Here is a 19,631-nt window from a genome sequence, read left to right as displayed (position 1 = left end):
GCGCTCCGCGCGGGGGCCTACGCCCGCCTGGGCCGCGGCAGTGAGGCGTGCCGGTCCAGGAAGTCCGCCACCCCCGAGGCGCGGCGGTGGGGGAGAAGGACGCGGGCGGTGCCTGCCAGCATGGTCTGGATGCGGGAGGACTGGACCTGGGCGAGGAGGTCCAGGACCCGCAGCCCGGCCGTCGCCGCCTCGTCGGGGTGGCCGTCGCGAGCCAGGTCGTCGGCGAGTTCGGCCGTGTACAGGGCGATGTTGCGGGAGAAGTGCGGGTCCTGGAGCCGGGTCGCGCGGCCGGCGTGCCGGGACGCGCGGCGCCAGTCGCCCAGCGTCGACCAGCACTGCGCCTCCAGCCCCGCCAGCTCGGCCTCGCCGTAGAAACTCATCCACTCCGGGTCGGCGTCGGAGATGCCGCGCCCGAACAGCGCCTGCGCCCGTACGAGCGCCTGCTCGCAGCCGGTGCGGTCCGCGAGCCCCGCCCAGCCGCCCGCCTCGCGCAGCGCGAGCAGCGACATCAGCCGGGGCGACCCCAGCGGACGGGCGGCCCGCTGCGCGGCCTGCGCCGCGCGGACCGCCTCGCGGGGGCGACCGGCGTCCCGCGCGAGGAAGGCGGTGTTGCAGAAGGCGTGCGCCTCCAGGCCCGCGTCCCCGGTCATCCGGGCGGTGGCCAGCGCCTCCGCGTAGTGCGAGCGGGCGTCGTCGAAGCGGCCCGAGTCATGGGCCAGCCAGCCCACCGAGATGGCCAGTTCACCGGCGCCCGAGTGGAGCCGCTCGGCGGTGGTCTGCCGGGTCGCGCCCGCGTCCAGCAGGGCGTACGCGACGCGCAACGGCTCCGCAGCGCGCCGGTACAGGCCGTCCGCGCCGTGCTTGTCGTCCAGCAGCCGGATGCGGCGGACGGCCTCCTCGACGGCGGCCGCCTCCGACGTACCCGGCCGCCGCGAGGCCGCCGAGGCGTCCGCGGCGATGCCCAGCGGGCCCAGCGCGGCGGCGGCCGCCACCGTGGCACTCGTACCGGTCATGAATGCGCGACGCAGCACGTCGCTCTCCTCGTGGTTCAGGGGGTCGATCGGGTACGGCCGGTGGGCGCCGTACGGGGCGTCGCGGTCGTCAGGGTGCTCGTGTGCGGCCGGCACCACGGGGGCGGCCGCCGGGCGCGCGCCGCGCCCGCGCACCGCCGAGCGCGGCGCGAAGCCGAGGTCGGTGAGCGTGCGGCCGGGGAACAGGTGCAGGAACACCCGCTCGTACGCGTAGTTGGGACAGCGGATCTCACCCGCCTCGACTCTCCCGACATAGCGCGCGTCACAGCTCACCCGCTCGCCGATCTCCCGCGCCGCGCGCCGCACCAGGGCGGCGAACTCCGCCGGGGAACGGCGGCCGCGCAGCTGCCGGAAGGCGGTGTTGGGGCGGAGCGGCCGGTCGGGCTGCGCCGAGGTATCGGTTGACGACGCCATGGCCGGTCCTCTCGTGCGAACCGTCGAACCATGCCGGAACAGGGGCCCGCACGGGCATGGTTTGCCCGTGTGACACCGTGGGTCCGGCGGGGCAAGAACGTACCCGCTGTGTCCGGCCCGACACGCAGGGTTTAGCTACAAACCGGATATCTCATCCACGATCCGCCATGAACTGCCATCCTTTGCGGCGCACTTGTGCCGTAGCCCTTGACGCAGTCACGCGTTGTACCCCACGGACCGCAACAGGCAGCGTGCTGGAGGCCGGCATGGAGACCCGCCCGAACAACGATCCTTGTCTGGTGCCGTCGTGGTCACGGCCGCCCGGCGACGCGGCGCCCGACCTCGTCACGGTGCCGACCCGCCAGGGCCTGGAGGCCGTCGACATCCTGCGCCGCGAGGCCGCCGAGGGCGTGGGGCCGGTGCTGCACGACGACGGCCGCGACACCCTCGGCTTCCTCGTCCCGCCCGGCACGGCCGGCAGCTGGGACATGCCGGGCAGCACCTGCGTCCGGACCTCGGGGCGCGGTCTCAGGCTGAACCCGGAGCCGCCCGTACAGGGCTCGGACTGGCTGCTGCCGCCCGGCGAGGCCGACCTCGCCACCGACCCGGCCGTGCTGCGCCGGGCGCTCGGCGAGGCGGCCCGGCTGATCGAGGCCGCCGACAGCTGCCGCTGAGCCGCCGCCGTGCGGCGGGCCCCCGCGCCACCTGCGAGAATGGGCCGATGGGCAGGTCCAGGGACAACCGGCGCAGGGCGGCCGCCGAAGCCGTGGTGGAGGCCGTCGAGGGCGGCCTCGCCGAACTCATACCCGATCCGGACCGGGCGCGGGCCTGGTCGCTGCTGATCGACGGCGCGCCCCAGTCGCACGTCGACCTCGACGACCCGGCGCACCTGTCCTTCGAGTACCAGCGCCGCATCGGCCATGTCATCGACCTCGTCGCCCCGCCCGGCAAGCCCGTCCACGCCGTGCACCTCGGCGGCGGCGCGCTCACCCTGGCCCGGTACACCGCCGCGACCCGGCCCCGCTCGACGCAGCAGGTGGTGGAGCGCGACGCGGCCCTCGTCCAACTCGTCCGCCGTGAACTCCCCCTGGACCCCGGCGCCCGGATACGGGTGCGCCCGGCCGACGCCCGCGAGGGGCTCGCCAAGGTGCCGGACGGCTGGGCCGACCTGATCGTCGCCGACGTGTTCAGCGGCGCCCGCACCCCGGCCCACCTGACGTCCGGCGAGTTCCTGGACGAGGTCCGCCGCGCCCTGCGCCCCGGCGGCGTCTACACCGCCAACCTCGCCGACGGCCCGCCGCTCGCCCACCTGCGCGGCCAGATCGCCACGGCGGCGGCCCGCTTCGCCGAACTGGCCCTGATCGCCGACCCGGCGGTCCTGCGCGGCAAGCGTTTCGGCAACGCCATCCTCATCGCCTCCGACCTCCCGCTCCCGCTCGCCGAACTCACCCGCCGCGCCGCCTCCGACCCCCACCCGGCCCGCCTCGAACACGGCCCCCGGCTCACGGACTTCACGGGCGGAGCGGCCCCGGTGACGGACACCTCGGCGGTGGCCTCACCCGCACCACCGCCTTCGGTGTTCCGCTGAGAGGTGCCGCGTTCGGTACGCCCGGCACGATTCCCGGACGGCTGATCAGACCACCGGCGGTCCCGCCTCGATGCGGCGCAACACCGTGGACAGGCGGTCCAGGTCGGGGCCGTCCTGGTCCTGCCGCTCGTCCCACCAGGTGGCACCGGCGTCCCGCAGGGGGCCTATCAGGTCCCTCGCCTTCGCCGCGTCCGTGGGCGTGGCACCGCCGAGCACGAAGTCGAAGGGGCGCTCGTCCCCGGCCGGACGGTACTTGCGCACGAAGTCGACCAACTCGCGTACCTCCGCCACGTCCGGCACATGACCGTGCAGGGCCGACTCGAAGAGCGGCACCGCGCCGTTCCACCGCGCCGCCCGGCGCATGGGCGCGCGCTTCGGCCAGAACCCGCCGATCCACACCGGCGGACCGGGCTGCTGTGCGGTGGCGGGCAGCAGCGCCACATCCCGCACCTCGTAGTGCCGGCCGTGGTGGCTGACCGGCTCACCGGACCAGAAGCGGCCCAACAGCTCCAGTCCCTCGTCCAGCCGCTCGGCGAGTACGGGCGGCTCGGCGGTGTCGCCGAAGCTGCGGTACTCGTCCCTGACCGGACCGCCCAGGCCGGCCGCGAAGATCACCCGGCCACCGCTGAGCTGGTCCAGGGTGGCCACCTGGCGGGCCAGTTGCTGCGGACGGTAACGGGCGACCGGCGTCAGCAGCGTGCCCAGCCGGACGCGGGAGGTGGCCAGCGCGGCCGCGGTCAGGGACATCCAGGGATCTCCGAAGGGGCGCCCCTGGTACTGCCGGTGCAGCACGTGGTCCCAGATGAAGATCCCGTCCCAGCCGGCCTGTTCGGCGGCGGCGGCGACCTTCGCGACGTTGCGCGGGTCGGCGAAGTCACCGAAGTTCGGGATGTTGATCGAGAAGCGCATCCCAGCAGGATGTGCGGCTGATCACGAAGCGGCAACCCCTTTTCACACCAGCGCCGTTGACTCAGTACGTCTGCACGTCCACATGCGGTGGTCCGTCGTGCCAGTCGCAGAAGACCGTCACCCGGTCCGTGCTGCGGCTGAACTCGACGCGAATCCAGGTCTCCGTCTTCCAGACCTGCATCGACCAGCCGGTGCCCGGTGTCGCGGAGACCAGGGTCGCGCTCGCGGGGCCCAGGTCGAACACCGCCCGGCCGCCGCCCGTGTCGTACGCCTTGACGTCGCCGGGGGGCGTGGTGGGCGCCGGGGGAGCCGGGGTCGGGGTGGCCGGAGGAGTGGTGCGGGCCGGGGTGGGGGACGAGGGTGCCGGGGTGCGGTGGGGAGTGGGTGTGGGGGCCGGGGTACGGGGTGGTGCCGGGGGTGGGGTGGAGGCGTGGGCCGCCGCCTCGGCCGCGGTGATCGGCACGGCGCGCGGGGGGTCGTACGCCGTGCCCGCCATCACCGTGTGCACGCCCCACCAGGACAGCGTGGTCGCCGCCGCGGTGGCCAGCAGCCACGCCAGTACGTGTACGAGTCCTCTGCGCATCGGGGCCATACTGCCTCAGCCGCCACGCGCCGCGCAGGCAGCCCCAGTTGTCCACAGGGAGTTGTCCACAGGCCAACACTTGGCAAGTGCGCATGGCGTACGGTGCGGCGCATGGCAAGTGTGCTCGTGGTCGAGGACGATCAGTTCGTCCGCTCGGCACTGATCCGGCATCTCACCGACGCCGCCCACGTGGTGCGCAGCGTCGGCACCGCGCTGGAGGCGCTGCGCGAGGTCGCCCATCTCCGGTTCGACGTCGTCATACTCGACCTCGGACTGCCCGACCTGGACGGCTCCGAGGCGCTGAAGATGCTGCGCGGCATCACCGACGTGCCCGTCATCATCGCCACCGCGCGGGACGACGAGACGGAGATCGTCCGGCTGCTCAACGCCGGGGCGGACGACTATCTGACCAAGCCCTTCTCGGTCGAGCACCTGTCCGCCCGCATCGCCGCCGTGCTGCGCCGCTCCCGTGTCAGCGGGGCGGAGGCACCGCCGTCGCCGGTGATCCGGGTCGGCGGCCTCACCGTCGACCCGCTGCGCCGCCAGGCCGAGCTGGACGGTGCCCGACTCGACCTGACCCGCCGCGAGTTCGACCTACTCGCCTTCCTCGCCGGCCGCCCCGGCGTGGTCGTCCCGCGCAAGGAACTGCTCGCCGAGGTCTGGCAGCAGTCCTACGGCGACGACCAGACCATCGACGTCCATCTGTCCTGGCTCAGACGCAAGCTGGGGGAGACGGCGGCCCGGCCCCGCTATCTGCACACCCTGCGCGGCGTCGGGGTCAAGCTGGAGCCGCCCGCCGTGGGGGAGCCCCGATGAGATGGGCCCTGGTCAAGGTCTGCCTGGCGGTGACCACGATGGTCGTCGTCGCCTTCGCCGTCCCGCTCGGCCTGGTCGTCAAGGAGATGGCCCGCGACCGTGCCTTCGCGGGCGCCGAGCGCGAGGCCGCCGCCGTCGCGCCCGCGCTGTCCATCACCACCGACCGGGGCGAGCTGGAGCGGGTGGTGGCCGCGGCCGGAGCCGACTCCGGGATGTCCGTGCACCTGCCCGCCGACGGCGACCGGGGCGCCCTCGACCTCGGCCGGGGGCGGGCCGCCGACCGGGACATCGCGGCCGTGCGCCGGATGGGCCGGGCCTCCACCACCGAGGTCACCGGGGGCTCCGCGCTGCTCCAGCCGGTCGCGCTCGGCTCCGGTGCCATCGCCGTGGTCGAGGTGTGGGTGCCCGAGGCCGCGATGAGCAACGGCGTGGGCACGGCCTGGGCGGTGCTCGCCGCCGTGGGGCTCGCGCTGATCGCCGGTTCGGTCGCGGTCGCCGACCGGCTCGGGGTGCGCATGGTGCGGCCCGCCCGGCGGCTGGTGGAGGGCGCGCACGAACTGGGCGAGGGCCAGCTCGGCGCCCGCGTCCCCGAGGAGGGGCCGACCGAACTGAGGCTCGCGGCCGTCGCGTTCAACTCCATGGCCGACCAGGTCGTCCAGCTCCTCGCCAACGAACGGGAGCTGGCGGCCGACCTCTCGCACCGGCTGCGCACCCCGCTCACCGTGCTCCGGCTCAACGCCGCCTCGCTCGGCGCCGGAGCCGCCGCCGACCAGACCCGCGCCGCCGTGGCCCAGCTGGAGGGCGAGGTCGACACGATCATCCGTACCGCCCGCGAGGCCAAGCCGCAGACGGCGGCCGCCGGGCCCGGCGCGGGCTGTGACGTGGCCGAAGTGGTGCGCGGACGCATGGAGTTCTGGTCGGCGCTCGCCGAGGACGAGGGCCGCAAGTGGCGGGTGGCCGGAGCGGAGCGGCCGGTGCGCGTCCCGGTGGCCCGCGCCGACCTGGCCGCCGCTCTGGACGCCCTGCTCGGCAATGTCTTCCGGCACACCGCCGAGGGCACCGCCTTCGCGGTCGACGTCCACCACGCCGAGGACGCGGTGATCGTGCTGGTCTCCGACGCGGGCCCCGGCATATCCGACCCCCGGGCGGCGATGGCCCGCGGCCGGGGTTCCGGTGCGGCGGGCTCGACCGGGCTCGGCCTGGACATAGTGCGCCGGCTCGCCGAGTCCACGGGCGGTGACGTACGCATCGGCTCCTCCGTGCTCGGCGGCACCGAGGTGCGGATCTGGCTCCAGCTGGACGCCCGCAAGCCCGCCGGACGCGGCCACCGGGGCACCGTGCGCAAGCGGCGCCGCCTCATACCCACCCGCTGAGCCGAGCACCCGCTGAGCCGAGCGAGCAGCCGGCGAACGCGGAAACCGCCCCGGAATGGTCTCGACCTTTAACCCGTCCCGATCCCTTCCTTAAGCGCACCCTAAGCCTGTCAACCACCGTCCCTGATAAGCCGATTGCCGGATTCCGCATCGATAGCGTGCTGCCACCACCCCCCACCCCCGCACGAAGGACAGGCACGCCATGAGCACGCACCGGCGCAGGATCAGTGGCAGGAACAAGGCGATAGGCGGCGTGGTCGCGGCCGCCGTGGCCGGTGGCGGCGCGGTCCTGGTGACCGGGGTCGCCCACGCCGCCGGTGTCGGCGCGGCGTACACCAAGACCAGCGAGTGGTCGACCGGGTACAGCGCCCAGTACGTCGTCACCAACGACACCGGAGCGGCCAAGAAGGACTGGAGCCTGGAGTTCGACCTCCCGGCCGGCGCCAAGCTCGGCTCGCTGTGGAACGCCGAGTCCAGTGTGAGCGGGCAGCACGTCACGGTGAAGGCCGCCAAGTGGGACACCGACGGGCTGGCCGCGGGCAAGTCGGTCACCGTCGGCTTCGTGGTCGACGGTGCCGGTGACCCCACCGGCTGTCAGATCGACGGCGCCGAGTGCGCCGCCGACCCCGGCGCCACCCCCGAGCCCAGCGGCCGCCCCACCGAGCCCGAGACCCCCGCGCCCAGCCAGAGCGCCCCCAGCCAGCCGGAGACCCCGGTTCCCACCAAGAGCGCGGGCAACGGCACCAAGTCGGCGGCCGGCTTCGCCCCCTACGTCGACACCTCGCTCTACCCGGCCTTCGACCTGCTGGGCACCGCCGACGCCACCGGCGTGAAGAACTTCAACCTCGCCTTCGTCACCGACGGCGGCGGCTGCACCCCCAAGTGGGGCGGCGTGAGCGACCTGACCGCCGACGGCGTGGCCGCCCAGATCGGCGACCTGCGCGCCAAGGGCGGTGACGTCCGCGTCTCCTTCGGCGGCGCCTCCGGCTCCGAGCTGGCCACCACCTGCTCCTCCGCCGACGCCCTGGCCGCCGCGTACGCCAAGGCCGTCGACGCCTTCAAGCTGACCAAGGTCGACTTCGATGTCGAGGGCGGCGCGCTGCCCAACACCGCCGCCAACACCAAGCGCGCCCAGGCCATCGCCAAGCTCCAGGCCGGCCACCCCGACCTGAACGTCTCCTACACCCTCCCGGTGATGCCCGAGGGCCTCACCCAGGACGGGGTGAACCTGCTGGCCGACGCCAAGGCCAACGGCGTCCGCGTCGACGGCGTCAACATCATGGCGATGGACTACGGCCCGGCGTACAGCGGCGACATGGGCGACTATGCGATCCAGGCCGCGACCGCCACCCAGGCCCAGATCAAGGGTGTTCTCGCGCTCTCCGAGGACGACGCCTGGAAGACGGTCGGCGTGACCCCGATGATCGGTGTCAACGACGTGGCCACGGAGATCTTCAAGGTCGACGACGCCGGCCAGCTGGCCGACTTCGCCGAGTCCAAGGGCATCGGCTCGCTGTCCATGTGGTCCGGCACTCGTGACAAGAGTTGCGACGGCGGCACCAAGCCCACCGCCGACGCCACGTGCAGCTCGATCACCCAGGACAAGTTCGCCTTCTCCAAGGCGTTCGCCGCCTTCAACTAGGCGGCGACGAGAGCGAGGCCCGGCGGAAGGCTCACCGCCGGGCCTCGCTCGTGCGTCCGCGTCAGCCTGTCGACTCCACCGACGGCAGCGTGCCGGTGCGGGCCGCCTCGCCGTACCAGCGGGCGCTGGACTTCGGGGTCCGCGCCTGCGTCGCGTAGTCCACGTACACCGCGCCGAACCGCTTCTCGTAGCCGTAGGACCACTCGAAGTTGTCCATCAGGGACCACAGGTAGTAGCCGCGCACATCGGCGCCGTCCCGCAGGGCGTGCCGGACCGCCGAGAGGTGGGCGTGGAGGTAGGCGACGCGTTCGGGGTCGTGGACGCGGCCGTCCGCGTCCGGCTTGTCGTCGTAGGCGGCGCCGTTCTCCGTGACGTACAGCGGGAGTCCGGGCGCCTCGCGGGTGTAGCGCATCAGCAGGTCGTACAGGCCGGTCGGGTCGACCGCCCAGCCCATCTCGGTGCGCTCGCCGGGGCTCTGATGGAAGAGGACGTCGTCGGCGCCGGGCCAGGGGGAGTGCTCGCTCGCGCCGTGCCCGTCCGCGCGCGGGCCGCTCACCTTGTCGGTCACCGCCGAGACCAGCGCCGGGGTGTAGTAGTTCAGGCCCAGCGCGTCCAGCGGCGCGTTGATCGTGGCGAGGTCGCCGTCCAGGACGAACGACCAGTCGGTGAGCGGGGCCGTCGCGGTGAGCAGGGACTCGGGGTAGGCGCCGTGCAGCATCGGCCCGTGGAAGACCCCGTTGGCCAGGTCGTCGATGCGCCGGGCCGCCGCCAGGTCCGCCGCGTCCTGCGAAACCGGGCGCACCACGGCGGAGTTGAGGCTGACCGCGACCTGGTTGCGGGCCGGCATCGCCGCGCGCAGCGCCGCCGCCCCCAGACCGTGCGCCAGGTTGAGATGGTGGGCCGCCCTCAGCGAGGCCACCGGGTCGGTGCGGCCGGGGGCGTGCACACCGGAGCCGTAGCCCAGAAAGGCGCTGCACCAGGGCTCGTTGAGGGTGATCCAGTTCTCCACCCGGTCGCCCAGCGCCTCGCCGACGAGGTGCGCGTACTCTGCGAACCGGTGCGCGGTGTCCCGCTCCGGCCAGCCGCCCGCGTCCTCCAGCTCCTGCGGGAGGTCCCAGTGGTAGAGGGTGGCGGCGGGCTTGATGCCGCGCTCCAGCAGTTCGTCCACCAGCCGCCGGTAGAAGTCCAGGCCGATCTGCACCGCCGGACCCCGGCCGGTGGGCTGCACCCGCGACCAGGAGACCGAGAAGCGGTACGCGCCCAGGCCGAGGTCCGCCATGAGGGCGACGTCGTCGCGGTAGCGGTGGTAGTGCTCGACGGCCACGTCACCGGTGTCACCGCCCGCCGTCTTGCCGGGCGTATGGCTGAAGGTGTCCCAGATCGAGGGCGTACGGCCGCCCTCGCGCACCGCCCCCTCGATCTGGTACGCGGAGGTCGCCGCCCCCCAGAGGAAGGCCGGCGGGAAGGTGACCTCGGAGGCCACGGGGGAGACCGTGGAGGAGGAGTCGGGCATGGAAGCGCTCCCATCGCGAGTCGGGAAGACCTTGTCGGGAAGACCTTGGAGGAAGGGGAGGAGGGGCCGGGACGCCATCGGCCCGGCCCTCCGTGAAAGCGGTTCAGCCCTTGATCGCGCCCTGCATGATGCCGCCCACGATCTGCTTGCCGAACAGCAGGAAGGCGATCAGCAGCGGCAGGGTGCCGAGCAGCGCGCCCGCCATGATGACCGCCTGGTCCGGTACATACCCGGTGCCGAGCGCGTTCAGGGCGACCTGCACGGTCGGGTTCTGCTGGTTCAGGGCGATGATCGGCCACAGGAAGTCGTTCCAGGCGAACACGAAGGTCAGCAGGCCGAGCACCGCCATCGCGGGCCGCGCCGCCGGGAACACCACGTGCCAGACGATCCTGAGGCTGCTCGCCCCGTCCACCCGCGCCGCCTCGATCAGCTCGGTCGGCAGCGCCTGCACCAGGTACTGCCGCATGAAGAACGTGCCGAACGCGGTCACCAGGCTCGGCAGGATCACCGTCTGGAGCTGGTTGGACCAGCCGAGATCGCTCATCCACAGATACAGCGGTACGACGGCGAGCTGCGGCGGGATCATCATCGTGCCGATGGTCAGCAGCAACAGCAGGCCCGAGAAGCGGAACCGCAGCTTGGCGAAGGCGAAGCCGGCCAGCGTGGAGAAGACCACCGTACTGACCGTGATCGTGCCCGCGACGATCAGCGAGTTGAACATCGCGGTGCCGAGCCCGGCCTCGTCCCAGGCGGCCTGAAGGTTCTTGAACAGGTTGCCGCCGAACCACAGTGGCGGCGGGGACTGGGCGAGCCGCCGGTCGGTGCGCGAGGCCGCGACCGCCGTCCACACCAGCGGGGCCAGCGAGGCCAGCGCGAACACGGTCAGCACCACGTACGTCACCGGACCGGCGTGCAGCTGCTTGCCCGCGCCCGTGGCCCGGCGCCAGCCGGTACGCGCCTTGGGAAGCGTGAGGTCACCGGTGGTCATCGGACCTCCTCAGCCAGCGGGTCAACAGCAGATTGACCGCAGCGACGATCAGCAGGATCAGGAACATCGACCAGGCGATCGCGGACGCCTTGCCGAGGTTGCCGATGATCCAGCCCTGGTCGTACATGTACAGCCCGAGCGTCTGGTACTGGTGCTCGGAGCCGCCCTTGGAACCGCTCACCCCGCCGAACAGCAGCGGTTCACCGAAGAGTTGGGTCGCGCCGATGGTCGAGACGACGATCGTGAACAGCACGGTCGGCCGCAGCTGGGGGATCGTGACGTGCCAGAACTGCTGGCGCCGGTTGGCCCCGTCGAGCGCGGCCGACTCGTACAGGTCCGCCGGGATGGCCTGCATCGCGGCCAGGTAGATCAGCGCGTTGTAGCCGGTCCAGCGCCAGATCACGATGGACGACACCGCGAACTGCGAACCCCAGTCGGACTCACGCCAGTTGACGGCGTCGACCCCGAAGAAGTGGAGAATCCAGTTCACCATGCCGCCGTCCCACGAGTACAGCAGCGTGAACACCAGCGTCGCGGCGGCCACCGAGGTCGCGTACGGGGTCAGCATCACCACGCGCCACACGGTCGAGCCGCGCAGCCGGTAGTTCAGCATGTGGGCCAGCCAGAGCGCCGCCATCAGCTGCGGGACCGTGGAGATCACGCCGATGGTGAAGGTGTTCCTGAGGGCGTTCCAGAAGAAGTCCGAGGACAGCAGGTTCCGGTAGTTGGCCAGCCCCGCCCAGCTCTGCTGGTCGAGCGCGGACAGCTGCACGTCGTGCAGCGAGTACCAGACCGTGTACAGCAGCGGGACCAGCGTGAAGACCCCGAAGAGGACGAAGAAGGGGGTCACGAACGCGTACGGCGACGCCTTCATGTCCCAGCGGTACAGCCGGCTGCGCCAGGAGGGGGCGCCGTCCGGCGCACCGCGACCCCGAGCGCCCCGGACCGCGCCCGGCGGGATGCCGGGCGCGGTCTCGGCGCTCGACGCGGGATGCGCGAGAGCCTCTTTTGAGGTCACTGGCCGAGCACGTCCTTGATCTCCTTGGACGCGGCGTCCCAGCCCTGTGCCGGGGACTTGCCCTTCTGCTCGACCTGGAGGATGCCGATGTCACTGATCGCGGTGTCGATCGGCTTGTCCTTCGGACCGAGCGGCTGGGCCGGGATGGTCTTGGCCGCGTCGGAGAAGATCTGGGTGAGCGGCGCGTTCGAGAAGTACGCGGTGGTGTCGGCCTGCGGCTTCAGACCCGCGTACGCCGACGGGGTGGAGGGGAAGCTGGCCTGCTTGGCGAAGACCTTGGCCTGCTGCTCCGGCGCGGTCAGCCACTTGGCCAGCGCGACGGCCTCCTTCTGGTGCTTGCTCGCGGTCGGCACACCGAGGAAGGAGCCGCCCCAGTTGGACGCGGTCGGCGCCGCCGCCACGTCCCACTTGCCCTTGCCGGAGTCACCGGCCTTCTCACCGATGTAGCCGAGCATCCAGGCGGGGCAGGCCACGGTGGCGAAGGTGCCGTTGGCGAAGCCCTTGTCCCAGGTGGGGTCGAACTGCTTGAGCTTGGCCGACATGTCGCTGGTGGCCACGCTCATCGCGTCGTCCCAGGCGTCCTTCACGCCCTGGGACTTGTCCCAGACGACGTTGCCGTCCTTGTCGTAGTTCCGCTCGGTGGAGCCGCCCAGGGACGCGTTGTACACCGAGGACGCCGAGTCGACGAACTTGGTGCCCTTCGGCGCCTTCTTCATGTACTGCTTGCCGAGGTCGACGTACTTGGACCAGTCGCCCTTCCACTGGTCGGCGAGCTTGGTGCGGTCGGTGGGCAGACCGGCCTTCGCGAAGAGGTCCTTGCGGTAGCAGATCGCCATCGGGCCGATGTCGGTGCCGAGGCCGATCGTCCTGCCGTCCTTGGTGGTGGCCTGGGCGAGCTTCCAGTCCAGCCACTGGGACTTGTCGACGTCCTTGCCGATGTCGACGAACTTGGCGGCCTGCGTCTGCACGGCCTCCGTGATGTTGCCGACCTCGATGGCCTGGATGTCGTCGGTGCCCGAGCCGGCCTGGAGGCGGGTGAGCACCTTCGGCCAGTACACGTCTGTACGGGTGGTGACGTTCTCCTTGATGTTGATGTCCGGGTGCAGCTTCGTGTACTCGTCGTACAGACCGGCCTGCTTGTAGCCGAAGACCCCGAAGGTGCCGACCGTCAGCGTGATCTTGCCGTTTCCGTCGCCGCCGCCCGCGTCCGACGAGCCGTCGTCCGAGTCGTTGGCGCAGCCGGCCAGCAGACCCGTGGCCAGCGCGGCGACGGCCACCATGGCCACCGTGCCGCGGGACCTGCGGATGCTCGTGCGCATTGCGTCCTCCTGTTGCCTGACGTGCCGACCCCCCGGCCAACTGCATGGAAATCGCGTGGATCTGGGCCCGTTCGTACTCGCTGCGGCTCGGGCGGGGAACGTGCGGGATGTGTAGGTGTCAGGTAGTGTGGGAGCGCTCCCACATGTGATGGGTTGAAGGTTCGTCCGTTCGGGACGGGGTGTCAAGGGAGTGCGCACGGCCAACGCGGTTCAGTTATAGGGCTGTTAACCGGCCAGCGAGGTTTTCCGGCGGACAGTGTTGAATGTGAGGCCGGAGTGGGACGGCCGAGAGAGGCGGAGGCCATGTCGAGCCACGGAGTGCGGGGCGGCCGGGGCGGGGGTCGGCCGACGCTCGAAGAGGTGGCCGCCCGGGCCGGGGTCGGCCGGGGCACGGTCTCCCGCGTGATCAACGGCTCCCCGCGGGTCAGCGACGCCACCCGCGCGGCCGTTCAGGCGGCGGTCGCGGAACTCGGGTACGTCCCCAACACCGCGGCCCGCGCCCTCGCCGCCAACCGCACCGACTCCATCGCGCTGGTCGTGCCGGAGCCGGAGACCCGCTTCTTCGCCGAACCGTACTTCTCCGACATGCTGCGCGGGGTGGGGGCCGAACTCGCCGACACCGAGTGGCAGTTGCTGCTGATCTTCGCGGGCAGCGGCCGTAAGCGGCAACGGCTCGCGGACTACCTCTCCGCCCACCGCGTCGATGGTGTCCTGCTGGTCTCCGTGCACGCCGACGACCCGCTGCCGGATCTGCTGGACCGGCTGGAGATCCCGGCTGTGATCAGCGGCCCCCGGTCGGCGGGGGAGACCCTCACCTCGGTGGACTCCGACAACTACGGCGGCGCCCGCTCGGCCGTCGAGCACCTCCTCGCCGGCGGCCGCCGCCGCATCGCCCACATCACCGGCCGCCCCGACGTCTACGGCGCCCAGCGCCGCGTCGACGGCTACCGCGACGCGCTGCGCGAGGCGGGCCTGGACGTGGACGAACTCCTCATCGAACCGGGCGACTTCACCGAGGACGGCGGCCGCCGCGCCATGACCGCGTTGTTGTCCCGCCGCCCCGACCTCGACGCCGTCTTCGCCGCCTCCGACGTCACGGCGGCGGGCGCCCGCCGGGCCCTCCGCGAAGCGGGCCGCCACATCCCCTCCGACGTCGCCCTCGTCGGCTACGACGACTCCGCCATCGCCCGCCACATGGACCCCCCGCTGACCAGCGTCCGGCAGCCGATAGAGGAAATGGGCCGCGCGATGATCGACCTCCTCCTCACCGAGATCGCGGACCGCCGGCCGGCGGGGACACGGGGGTTGGAGAGGCGGCATGCGGTGCTGGCTACGGAACTGGTGGGGCGGGAGTCGTCGTAGGGCGCCCTGCGTGCAGAGCGGTCAGAACGTCGCCGTCCACCCGTCGCGGCTCAGGGTGGTCTCCCCGTCCGGGGTGATGGTGACCTTCGCTCCGTACACCGGGAGTTCGCCGCGCTCCAGCCATCGCCAGCGGATGTCGTCCAGCAGGTCGTACAGGCGGCGCGGGCCGCCCTGGTGGACGGTGGCGGTGTGTTCGCCCGGTTTGGTCCGGGCGCGCGGCCAGGAGCCGTCGGCGTGCAGCATCCACGTCATCCGGCTGCCGTCGTCGTCGGTACCGGTGCGGTGCTCGATACCGGGCGCGGCCAGGGTGAGCATGGACCACACCTCCCACGCACGCATCACGTCGAGCACGGGGAAGAGGGAGATGCCGACCTCGCCGTCGTCGGTCATCGCGGTGGTGAACACGTCGTCCAGCAGGTCCGGGTAGTCGTGGCCGGCTCGGGTGGCCATGAACGCCGCGCGGTCCCGGGCGACCTGGCCGACGGCACCGCCGTCGGGGGTCTTGCCGGCGGTGATGATCAGCCCGGTTCCGGCGACGGTGGTGACGAGACGGCCGCCGGGCCGGAGGGCCTGGAGCCAGCTCGCCGGGATACGGGGCACGGACACCATGGACACGATTCGGTCGTAGCTGCCGGGAAGTGTCCCCGCCGCGTCACCGGTGATCACCTGAGGGCGATGGCCGACGAGGTCGAGACGTTCCGCCGCGGCCTCGGTGAGGTAGGGGTCGATGTCCAGGGTGGTCACCAGCTCATCACCGAGCAGGTGGCAGGCCAATGCCGCGCTGTAGCCGGAGCCCGTGGCCAGGTCGAGCACCCGGTGTCCGGGCACGAGGCGGGCGTGCTCCAGCATCGAGACGACCAGGCCGGGCAGCGTGGACGAGGACGTGGGCCTTCCGGTCACGCGGTGGCCGCCTGGTACGTCGTCGGCATGGACGGCGCCGACCCGTGTGACGAGCGTGGCGTCCGTGAACGCCGCCTCCACCCAAGCCTTTTCGTCCGCCGGGCCGTCCACGCAGGTCCAGCCACCCGCGTCCGCGGTGTACCAGCGCGGCACGAAGACGTGCCGGGGAGTCGCGTGGAGGGGCTCCCACCAACGCGAACCGGGGTGGGTTGCCTCGGCGGCGAGGCCGGCCGCGTACGGCTTCCAGTCCACCCGCATCAGTCGACTCCTTGCAGTTCATCGGCGAGTGCTCGCATGATCGGCAGCCCGGTCTCGGCCTGAATCCCTTCCCATTGCCCGCAAGGATTGACCCCGAGAGGGGTCCACTGGCCATCGGGCCCGACCACGAAATCGGCTGCCCCGTAGGAGAGCTGGAGGCGCGCCATAAGACCGGCCTGCACACGATGCCGTGCGGTAACCCGCTGACGCTTGTCGGACGGGTCCTCGCGGTGAACGACGAGGACCTTCAGCGCCGCCTTCGTGCAGGGACGCACTGCTCGCGATGACGGTAGGCGTCCGGGGTCACGCCGGTGCCGGACTCGACGGATACGACGTCGTAGGGCTCGCCGGGCTGGAAGTAGTGGCCGCAGCGGGCGCAGGCGGGGGTGATGTACGAGGGGGGCGGCTCGGGTTCGGTGTTCACTTCCGTCCCTCCAAAGCCGTCCGGGCGCGATCTCCCCGCTCGTCCGTGCAGGGGCGGCAGGCGCGCGGGAACCAGCGCTGAGGGCTGGTCAGTTGGCCGAAGTCGAGGAAGGCGGTCTCGGCGGTGAGCTGCGTGTCGCACCAGACGCAGGTACGGCCTCTTCGGTGGTCGTCGGACAGGGTGTCCGGTGCGGGAAGTTCCTGAGCGAGCGCGCGCAGTACCTCTGCGTCGGTCGTGCGTTCCTGCCTCAACTCCCGCCTGCCGCAGGCGATGAGAGCCAGTACCTCCTCAGCGCGGCACAGATGGTGTCGGCGACGGGGCGCGGTCACCCAGAAGGACCCGGGCGGACCGATGACGGTGAGGTCGGGCACCCCGAGGTATGTGCCGTGGCTGAGGAGCGGGGTTTCCGCGTCGCCGGGCCAGTCGTCCTGGCGGGGGACCAGGGCCCAGTAGGTGGGGCCGAGGGTTCGTACGTCGTGGATGACGGGGCCGTCGAGGGCGTCGCCGACCGCGCCGCTTCCGACTGCGGCGTGAAGGAGCTCGCCGGGAATGCGGACGGCATCGAAACGGGAACCGAGCGGGAGCAGCGCGAGCCCACACCGGGCCCACTCGCGCCGTACCTGCTCGGGAGACCCGTGCGCGCCGGCCAGCCAGTTGCGGATGGTGTCGGGGGGATTGGTGCGGGAGGGGAGAGTGGGGGGCGGGGTGGCGCGGCCGCGATGCATACGGGGCTCCCTCGGAGTCGGTGGTCCCCAGTGACGCTAGAGAGGTGGCGTACGGCGCGGCGAGCGGTGTGCATATTTGTGCGTGACTTTAACTCTCCCTTGTTTAACAGGGCTTGCGCACTCTTGACGGCATGCTCCGCTCTCGCCATCGTGGTGCACAGTCCTGCACATCCCGGCAAAGGAGGCAGCGGTGTCATTAGTGTTCATCGGTATCGACCCGAACACGGGAGACCACGAGAGTCCGACCGTCTGGGTCGACCCGGAGGCCAACGAACTGGTCTTCCAGGGGTGGAAGCCGAGCCTCGAACTGCAAGCGGAATGCGCCGCGTTGGAGCTGCCCGGACACGCGGTCGGCATTCCGGAGCACGAGGCTGTGATTCGTATCCCCGCCCGCATGGTGCCGATGATCAGGGAGGCTTGTGATGTCGCCGAACGTGCCGCCGGTCGAGTTCGCTGATCTTCTCGCGTCCGCGCAACGGTCGGCCGTCCATCTGGAGATGCGCGACTCCTACGCCGTCGACTACGAGCGCGGGCCCTTCGCCGAATGGCGCGCGGGATTCCGGTACGACCCCGCCGACCGCGCGTCCTGGTGGCGGCCGTGGCTGGACCTGGTGCGGGACACCGTGGCCCGAGGGGTGATCGTCCGCCGGGCCCGGATCGTCTCCGAGCCGGTGAGCGAGTACACCCGCTTCCTGTACGACAACACCTTCACCAACATGGCCGCCGGAGAGCAGGTCCGCTGGCTTCCGCGTCGTCAAGCGGGCGCGATCGCTCTGCCCGCCAACGACTTCTGGGTCATCGACGGCCAGGTGGTCCGCTGGAACCACTTCACAGGAGCGGGCGCGTCCGCGGGCGGGGAGGTCACCGACGACCCCCTGGCGGCGAAACTGTGCAGCGAAGCCTTCGATACGGTCTGGGCACGAGCCGTTCCGCACGACCAGTACGAGATCCGCTGACCCAGCACGCACCGGACAGGCCAGTTCATGCCCGTTTCCCCGTCGTCGGCCGCCCAGGCGGCCCGCGAAGTCGTCGCCCACAGGCTGCGCGACCTGCGCAAGAGCGCCGGACTGACGGTGGTCGAGCTGGCCGACCGGTGCGGCTGGCACCACGCCAAGACGAGCCGGATCGAGAACGCCCGCACCGCGCCCACCGCTCCGGACATAAGAGCCTGGTGCGCGGCCTGTGGTGTGCCGGACGAGGCCGACGGACTCGTCGCCCAGTCATTGCATGCGGAGTCCCTCTACACCGAGTGGCGCACCCAGGTCCGGGCCGGACTCAAGGCGCTCCAGGGCAGCGAGCCGAACCTCTTCCGCGACACGGCTCTCTTCCGGGTGTACTCCTCCTCGCTCGTGCCCGGTCTGTTGCAGACGGAGGGGTACGCAGCCGGAGTGCTCGGGATCAGCGCGCGGTTCCGGGACGTTCCCGTGGACGACAGCGCGGCCGCCGCCCGTGCCCGGGTCGAGCGCAGCAGGGTCGTCCACGAGCCCGGCCGCCGTTTCGTGTTCGTGGTGGAGGAGTCCGTCCTGTACTACCGCGTCTGCGACGTGGAGGCGATGGCCGCGCAGCTCGGCCACCTCCTCACTGCCGGCGCCCTTCCGCAGGTCTCGCTCGGCATCATCCCCACGGACACGGCGTCCCGGCAGCAGTGGCCGCGCGAGACGTTCCACGTCTACGACGACCGTCTCGTCAGCGTCGAGCTGGTGTCGGCCCGCGTACGGATCACGCAGCCGTCGGAGGTCGATCTCCACCTGGCGGCGTTTGAGCAGCTTCGTTCCATGGCCGTCTACGGCGCGGCAGCGCGTACCTTGATCCGGCGGGCCATCGAGGTGCTGGATCAGCCGGGGGTGTGACGGGAACGACCAAGGGGCCGACTCCGTAATGCGAGTCGGCCCCTCGATCATTCAGGGTGAGTGACGGGACTTGAACCCGCGACTTCCTGGACCACAACCAGGTGCTCTACCAGCTGAGCTACACCCACCACGACCGGCGGTGGAACTTGTCGTTTCCCCGACCGGCCGAGAAGAAGTCTACAGGGTCCCGAGGGGTGCTCGCGCACACGTTTCCGCGCACGCGTTCCCAGTGGGCTACTGCGGAGGCAGGACGTACTTCGCCGCGATCGACTTCGCCGTGTCGGAGTCCGGGCCGGGCTGCGGGACGAAGACCGCCTCGCGGTAGTAGCGCAGCTCGGCGATCGACTCGCGGATGTCGGCCAGCGCCCGGTGGTTGCCGTTCTTGTCCGGGCTGTTGAAGTACGCCCTCGGGTACCAGCGCCGGGCCAGCTCCTTGACCGAGGACACGTCGACGATCCGGTAGTGGAGGTGGGCCTCCAGCGTGGGCATGTCCCGCAGCAGGAAGCCGCGGTCTGTGCCGACGGAGTTGCCGCACAGCGGGGCCTTGCCGGGCTCCTTGACGTGCTCACGGATGTAGGCGAGCACCTGCTCCTCGGCGTCGGCGAGCGTGGTGCCGCCGGCCAGCTCGTCCAGCAGGCCGGACGCGGTGTGCATCTGGCGCACCACCTCCGGCATCGTCTCCAGTGCGGAGTCCGGCGGGCGGATGACGATGTCCACCCCTTCGCCGAGCACGTTCAGCTCGGAGTCGGTGACGAGGGCGGCCACCTCGATGAGCGCGTCGTCGGACAGCGAGAGGCCGGTCATCTCGCAGTCGATCCACACCATGCGATCGTTCATGTGTCTCACCTTAAGGGGACCAGGACCCACCCGGACCCGCCCGTACGCACGGAGACCCGTACGCACGGAGACCCATGCGCA

Annotated in this window: 20 protein-coding genes and 1 tRNA gene; 9 read left to right on the top strand and 12 right to left on the bottom strand. The window is 71.7% G+C overall.

Annotated features, from left to right (window positions below; genetic code table 11):
* Positions 1 to 17: 17 nt before the first annotated feature.
* Positions 18 to 1,445, bottom strand: a complete 1,428-nt coding sequence (locus ACIGA3_RS04660) for a hypothetical protein (RefSeq protein ID WP_399710485.1) — start codon at positions 1,443 to 1,445, stop codon at positions 18 to 20.
* Between the two features lie 266 nt (positions 1,446 to 1,711).
* Here ACIGA3_RS04660 and ACIGA3_RS04655 point away from each other — a divergent pair, with 266 nt between their 5' ends.
* Both ACIGA3_RS04655 and ACIGA3_RS04650 read left to right on the top strand, forming a co-directional pair.
* Positions 1,712 to 2,119 (top strand): hypothetical protein, encoded by a 408-nt coding sequence (locus tag ACIGA3_RS04655; RefSeq protein ID WP_399710483.1) that lies wholly within the window; start codon positions 1,712 to 1,714, stop codon positions 2,117 to 2,119.
* A gap of 47 nt (positions 2,120 to 2,166) precedes the next feature.
* A complete protein-coding gene (locus ACIGA3_RS04650) occupies positions 2,167 to 3,033 on the top strand; it encodes a spermidine synthase (RefSeq protein ID WP_399710481.1) in 867 nt (288 codons plus the stop codon).
* A gap of 45 nt (positions 3,034 to 3,078) precedes the next feature.
* Here ACIGA3_RS04650 and ACIGA3_RS04645 read toward each other — a convergent pair whose 3' ends face one another.
* Both ACIGA3_RS04645 and ACIGA3_RS04640 read right to left on the bottom strand, forming a co-directional pair.
* Complete coding sequence (locus ACIGA3_RS04645; protein WP_399710479.1) at positions 3,079 to 3,942, bottom strand: LLM class flavin-dependent oxidoreductase; 864 nt, start codon at positions 3,940 to 3,942, stop codon at positions 3,079 to 3,081.
* A 61-nt stretch (positions 3,943 to 4,003) separates the two neighbouring features.
* Positions 4,004 to 4,525, bottom strand: a complete 522-nt coding sequence (locus tag ACIGA3_RS04640) for a hypothetical protein (RefSeq protein WP_399710477.1) — start codon at positions 4,523 to 4,525, stop codon at positions 4,004 to 4,006.
* A 111-nt stretch (positions 4,526 to 4,636) separates the two neighbouring features.
* Here ACIGA3_RS04640 and ACIGA3_RS04635 point away from each other — a divergent pair, with 111 nt between their 5' ends.
* The 3 genes from ACIGA3_RS04635 (at position 4,637) to ACIGA3_RS04625 (ending at position 8,356) form a co-directional block, all read left to right on the top strand.
* Positions 4,637 to 5,341, top strand: coding sequence for a response regulator transcription factor (locus ACIGA3_RS04635; RefSeq protein WP_399710475.1), 705 nt, complete (start codon positions 4,637 to 4,639; stop codon positions 5,339 to 5,341).
* Positions 5,338 to 6,714, top strand: a complete 1,377-nt coding sequence (locus ACIGA3_RS04630) for a sensor histidine kinase (RefSeq protein ID WP_399710473.1) — start codon at positions 5,338 to 5,340, stop codon at positions 6,712 to 6,714. The genes ACIGA3_RS04635 and ACIGA3_RS04630 overlap by 4 nt, the downstream gene beginning before the upstream one ends.
* Before the next feature lie 202 nt (positions 6,715 to 6,916).
* Complete coding sequence (locus tag ACIGA3_RS04625) at positions 6,917 to 8,356, top strand: cellulose binding domain-containing protein (RefSeq protein ID WP_399710471.1); 1,440 nt, start codon at positions 6,917 to 6,919, stop codon at positions 8,354 to 8,356.
* Between the two features lie 61 nt (positions 8,357 to 8,417).
* On the opposite strand, the gene ACIGA3_RS04620 is transcribed toward ACIGA3_RS04625, so the two are convergent.
* The 4 genes from ACIGA3_RS04620 to ACIGA3_RS04605 all read right to left on the bottom strand — a co-directional run bounded on the left by ACIGA3_RS04620 (position 8,418) and on the right by ACIGA3_RS04605 (position 13,194).
* On the bottom strand, positions 8,418 to 9,869 hold the full coding sequence (locus tag ACIGA3_RS04620) for a GH1 family beta-glucosidase (RefSeq protein ID WP_399710469.1): 1,452 nt from the start codon (positions 9,867 to 9,869) through the stop codon (positions 8,418 to 8,420).
* Between the two features lie 103 nt (positions 9,870 to 9,972).
* Positions 9,973 to 10,857 (bottom strand): carbohydrate ABC transporter permease, encoded by an 885-nt coding sequence (locus ACIGA3_RS04615; RefSeq protein ID WP_399710467.1) that lies wholly within the window; start codon positions 10,855 to 10,857, stop codon positions 9,973 to 9,975.
* On the bottom strand, positions 10,844 to 11,875 hold the full coding sequence (locus tag ACIGA3_RS04610) for a carbohydrate ABC transporter permease (protein ID WP_399710465.1): 1,032 nt from the start codon (positions 11,873 to 11,875) through the stop codon (positions 10,844 to 10,846). Before ACIGA3_RS04610 ends, ACIGA3_RS04615 begins: the two co-directional genes overlap by 14 nt.
* The gene (locus ACIGA3_RS04605; protein ID WP_399710463.1) at positions 11,872 to 13,194 is read right to left on the bottom strand and encodes an ABC transporter substrate-binding protein; all 1,323 of its coding nucleotides are present in this window, start codon (positions 13,192 to 13,194) and stop codon (positions 11,872 to 11,874) included. The genes ACIGA3_RS04610 and ACIGA3_RS04605 overlap by 4 nt, the downstream gene beginning before the upstream one ends.
* Before the next feature lie 303 nt (positions 13,195 to 13,497).
* Here ACIGA3_RS04605 and ACIGA3_RS04600 point away from each other — a divergent pair, with 303 nt between their 5' ends.
* Positions 13,498 to 14,556, top strand: coding sequence for a LacI family DNA-binding transcriptional regulator (locus ACIGA3_RS04600; protein ID WP_399710461.1), 1,059 nt, complete (start codon positions 13,498 to 13,500; stop codon positions 14,554 to 14,556).
* Positions 14,557 to 14,577: 21 nt separating this feature from the next.
* Here the strand turns inward: ACIGA3_RS04600 and ACIGA3_RS04595 are convergent, their stop codons facing one another.
* The 3 genes from ACIGA3_RS04595 to ACIGA3_RS04585 form a co-directional block, all read right to left on the bottom strand.
* Positions 14,578 to 15,714 (bottom strand): methyltransferase domain-containing protein, encoded by a 1,137-nt coding sequence (locus ACIGA3_RS04595; protein ID WP_399710459.1) that lies wholly within the window; start codon positions 15,712 to 15,714, stop codon positions 14,578 to 14,580.
* 247 nt (positions 15,715 to 15,961) lie between these two features.
* A complete protein-coding gene (locus ACIGA3_RS04590; protein WP_399710457.1) occupies positions 15,962 to 16,138 on the bottom strand; it encodes a hypothetical protein in 177 nt (58 codons plus the stop codon).
* Entirely contained in the window at positions 16,135 to 16,863 is a 729-nt protein-coding gene (locus ACIGA3_RS04585) for a hypothetical protein (protein ID WP_399710455.1), read from the bottom strand. The genes ACIGA3_RS04590 and ACIGA3_RS04585 overlap by 4 nt, the downstream gene beginning before the upstream one ends.
* A gap of 190 nt (positions 16,864 to 17,053) precedes the next feature.
* On the opposite strand from ACIGA3_RS04585, the gene ACIGA3_RS04580 reads away from it, so the two are divergent.
* From ACIGA3_RS04580 to ACIGA3_RS04570, 3 genes are read left to right on the top strand one after another with little or no spacing between them, the layout of a single operon-like run.
* Positions 17,054 to 17,320 carry a hypothetical protein gene (locus ACIGA3_RS04580; protein ID WP_399710453.1) on the top strand — a complete coding sequence of 89 codons (267 nt, stop codon included), beginning with the start codon at positions 17,054 to 17,056 and terminating at the stop codon, positions 17,318 to 17,320.
* Complete coding sequence (locus tag ACIGA3_RS04575) at positions 17,286 to 17,819, top strand: DUF6879 family protein (RefSeq protein ID WP_399710451.1); 534 nt, start codon at positions 17,286 to 17,288, stop codon at positions 17,817 to 17,819. Before ACIGA3_RS04580 ends, ACIGA3_RS04575 begins: the two co-directional genes overlap by 35 nt.
* A gap of 27 nt (positions 17,820 to 17,846) precedes the next feature.
* Positions 17,847 to 18,713 carry a helix-turn-helix domain-containing protein gene (locus tag ACIGA3_RS04570; protein ID WP_399710450.1) on the top strand — a complete coding sequence of 289 codons (867 nt, stop codon included), beginning with the start codon at positions 17,847 to 17,849 and terminating at the stop codon, positions 18,711 to 18,713.
* Positions 18,714 to 18,768: 55 nt separating this feature from the next.
* On the opposite strand, the gene ACIGA3_RS04565 is transcribed toward ACIGA3_RS04570, so the two are convergent.
* A tRNA-His gene (locus ACIGA3_RS04565) sits at positions 18,769 to 18,841 on the bottom strand.
* 106 nt (positions 18,842 to 18,947) lie between these two features.
* Positions 18,948 to 19,550: an oligoribonuclease gene (gene orn, locus ACIGA3_RS04560; protein ID WP_399710448.1), complete on the bottom strand. Its 603-nt coding sequence runs from the start codon at positions 19,548 to 19,550 to the stop codon at positions 18,948 to 18,950.
* Between the last annotated feature and the right edge of the window lie 81 nt (positions 19,551 to 19,631).

The sequence above is a fragment of the Streptomyces sp. NPDC085596 genome, assembly GCF_044541565.1.
Classification (GTDB): Bacteria; Actinomycetota; Actinomycetes; order Streptomycetales; family Streptomycetaceae; genus Streptomyces.
Note: the sequence above shows the minus strand (reverse complement) of the source record. Positions and strands in the feature narration are given on the sequence as shown.

Coding starts and splice junctions, on each gene's coding strand:
- ACIGA3_RS04620 (WP_399710469.1), bottom strand. CDS start 9,869: ATGCCCGACTCCTCCTCCACGGTCTCCCCCGTGGCCTCCGAGGTCACC.
- ACIGA3_RS04635 (WP_399710475.1), top strand. CDS start 4,637: ATGGCAAGTGTGCTCGTGGTCGAGGACGATCAGTTCGTCCGCTCGGCA.
- ACIGA3_RS04615 (WP_399710467.1), bottom strand. CDS start 10,857: ATGACCACCGGTGACCTCACGCTTCCCAAGGCGCGTACCGGCTGGCGC.
- orn (WP_399710448.1), bottom strand. CDS start 19,550: ATGAACGATCGCATGGTGTGGATCGACTGCGAGATGACCGGCCTCTCG.
- ACIGA3_RS04640 (WP_399710477.1), bottom strand. CDS start 4,525: ATGCGCAGAGGACTCGTACACGTACTGGCGTGGCTGCTGGCCACCGCG.
- ACIGA3_RS04625 (WP_399710471.1), top strand. CDS start 6,917: ATGAGCACGCACCGGCGCAGGATCAGTGGCAGGAACAAGGCGATAGGC.
- ACIGA3_RS04645 (WP_399710479.1), bottom strand. CDS start 3,942: ATGCGCTTCTCGATCAACATCCCGAACTTCGGTGACTTCGCCGACCCG.
- ACIGA3_RS04660 (WP_399710485.1), bottom strand. CDS start 1,445: ATGGCGTCGTCAACCGATACCTCGGCGCAGCCCGACCGGCCGCTCCGC.
- ACIGA3_RS04655 (WP_399710483.1), top strand. CDS start 1,712: ATGGAGACCCGCCCGAACAACGATCCTTGTCTGGTGCCGTCGTGGTCA.
- ACIGA3_RS04575 (WP_399710451.1), top strand. CDS start 17,286: ATGTCGCCGAACGTGCCGCCGGTCGAGTTCGCTGATCTTCTCGCGTCC.
- ACIGA3_RS04600 (WP_399710461.1), top strand. CDS start 13,498: ATGTCGAGCCACGGAGTGCGGGGCGGCCGGGGCGGGGGTCGGCCGACG.
- ACIGA3_RS04630 (WP_399710473.1), top strand. CDS start 5,338: ATGAGATGGGCCCTGGTCAAGGTCTGCCTGGCGGTGACCACGATGGTC.
- ACIGA3_RS04650 (WP_399710481.1), top strand. CDS start 2,167: ATGGGCAGGTCCAGGGACAACCGGCGCAGGGCGGCCGCCGAAGCCGTG.
- ACIGA3_RS04595 (WP_399710459.1), bottom strand. CDS start 15,714: ATGCGGGTGGACTGGAAGCCGTACGCGGCCGGCCTCGCCGCCGAGGCA.
- ACIGA3_RS04605 (WP_399710463.1), bottom strand. CDS start 13,194: ATGCGCACGAGCATCCGCAGGTCCCGCGGCACGGTGGCCATGGTGGCC.
- ACIGA3_RS04570 (WP_399710450.1), top strand. CDS start 17,847: ATGCCCGTTTCCCCGTCGTCGGCCGCCCAGGCGGCCCGCGAAGTCGTC.
- ACIGA3_RS04585 (WP_399710455.1), bottom strand. CDS start 16,863: ATGCATCGCGGCCGCGCCACCCCGCCCCCCACTCTCCCCTCCCGCACC.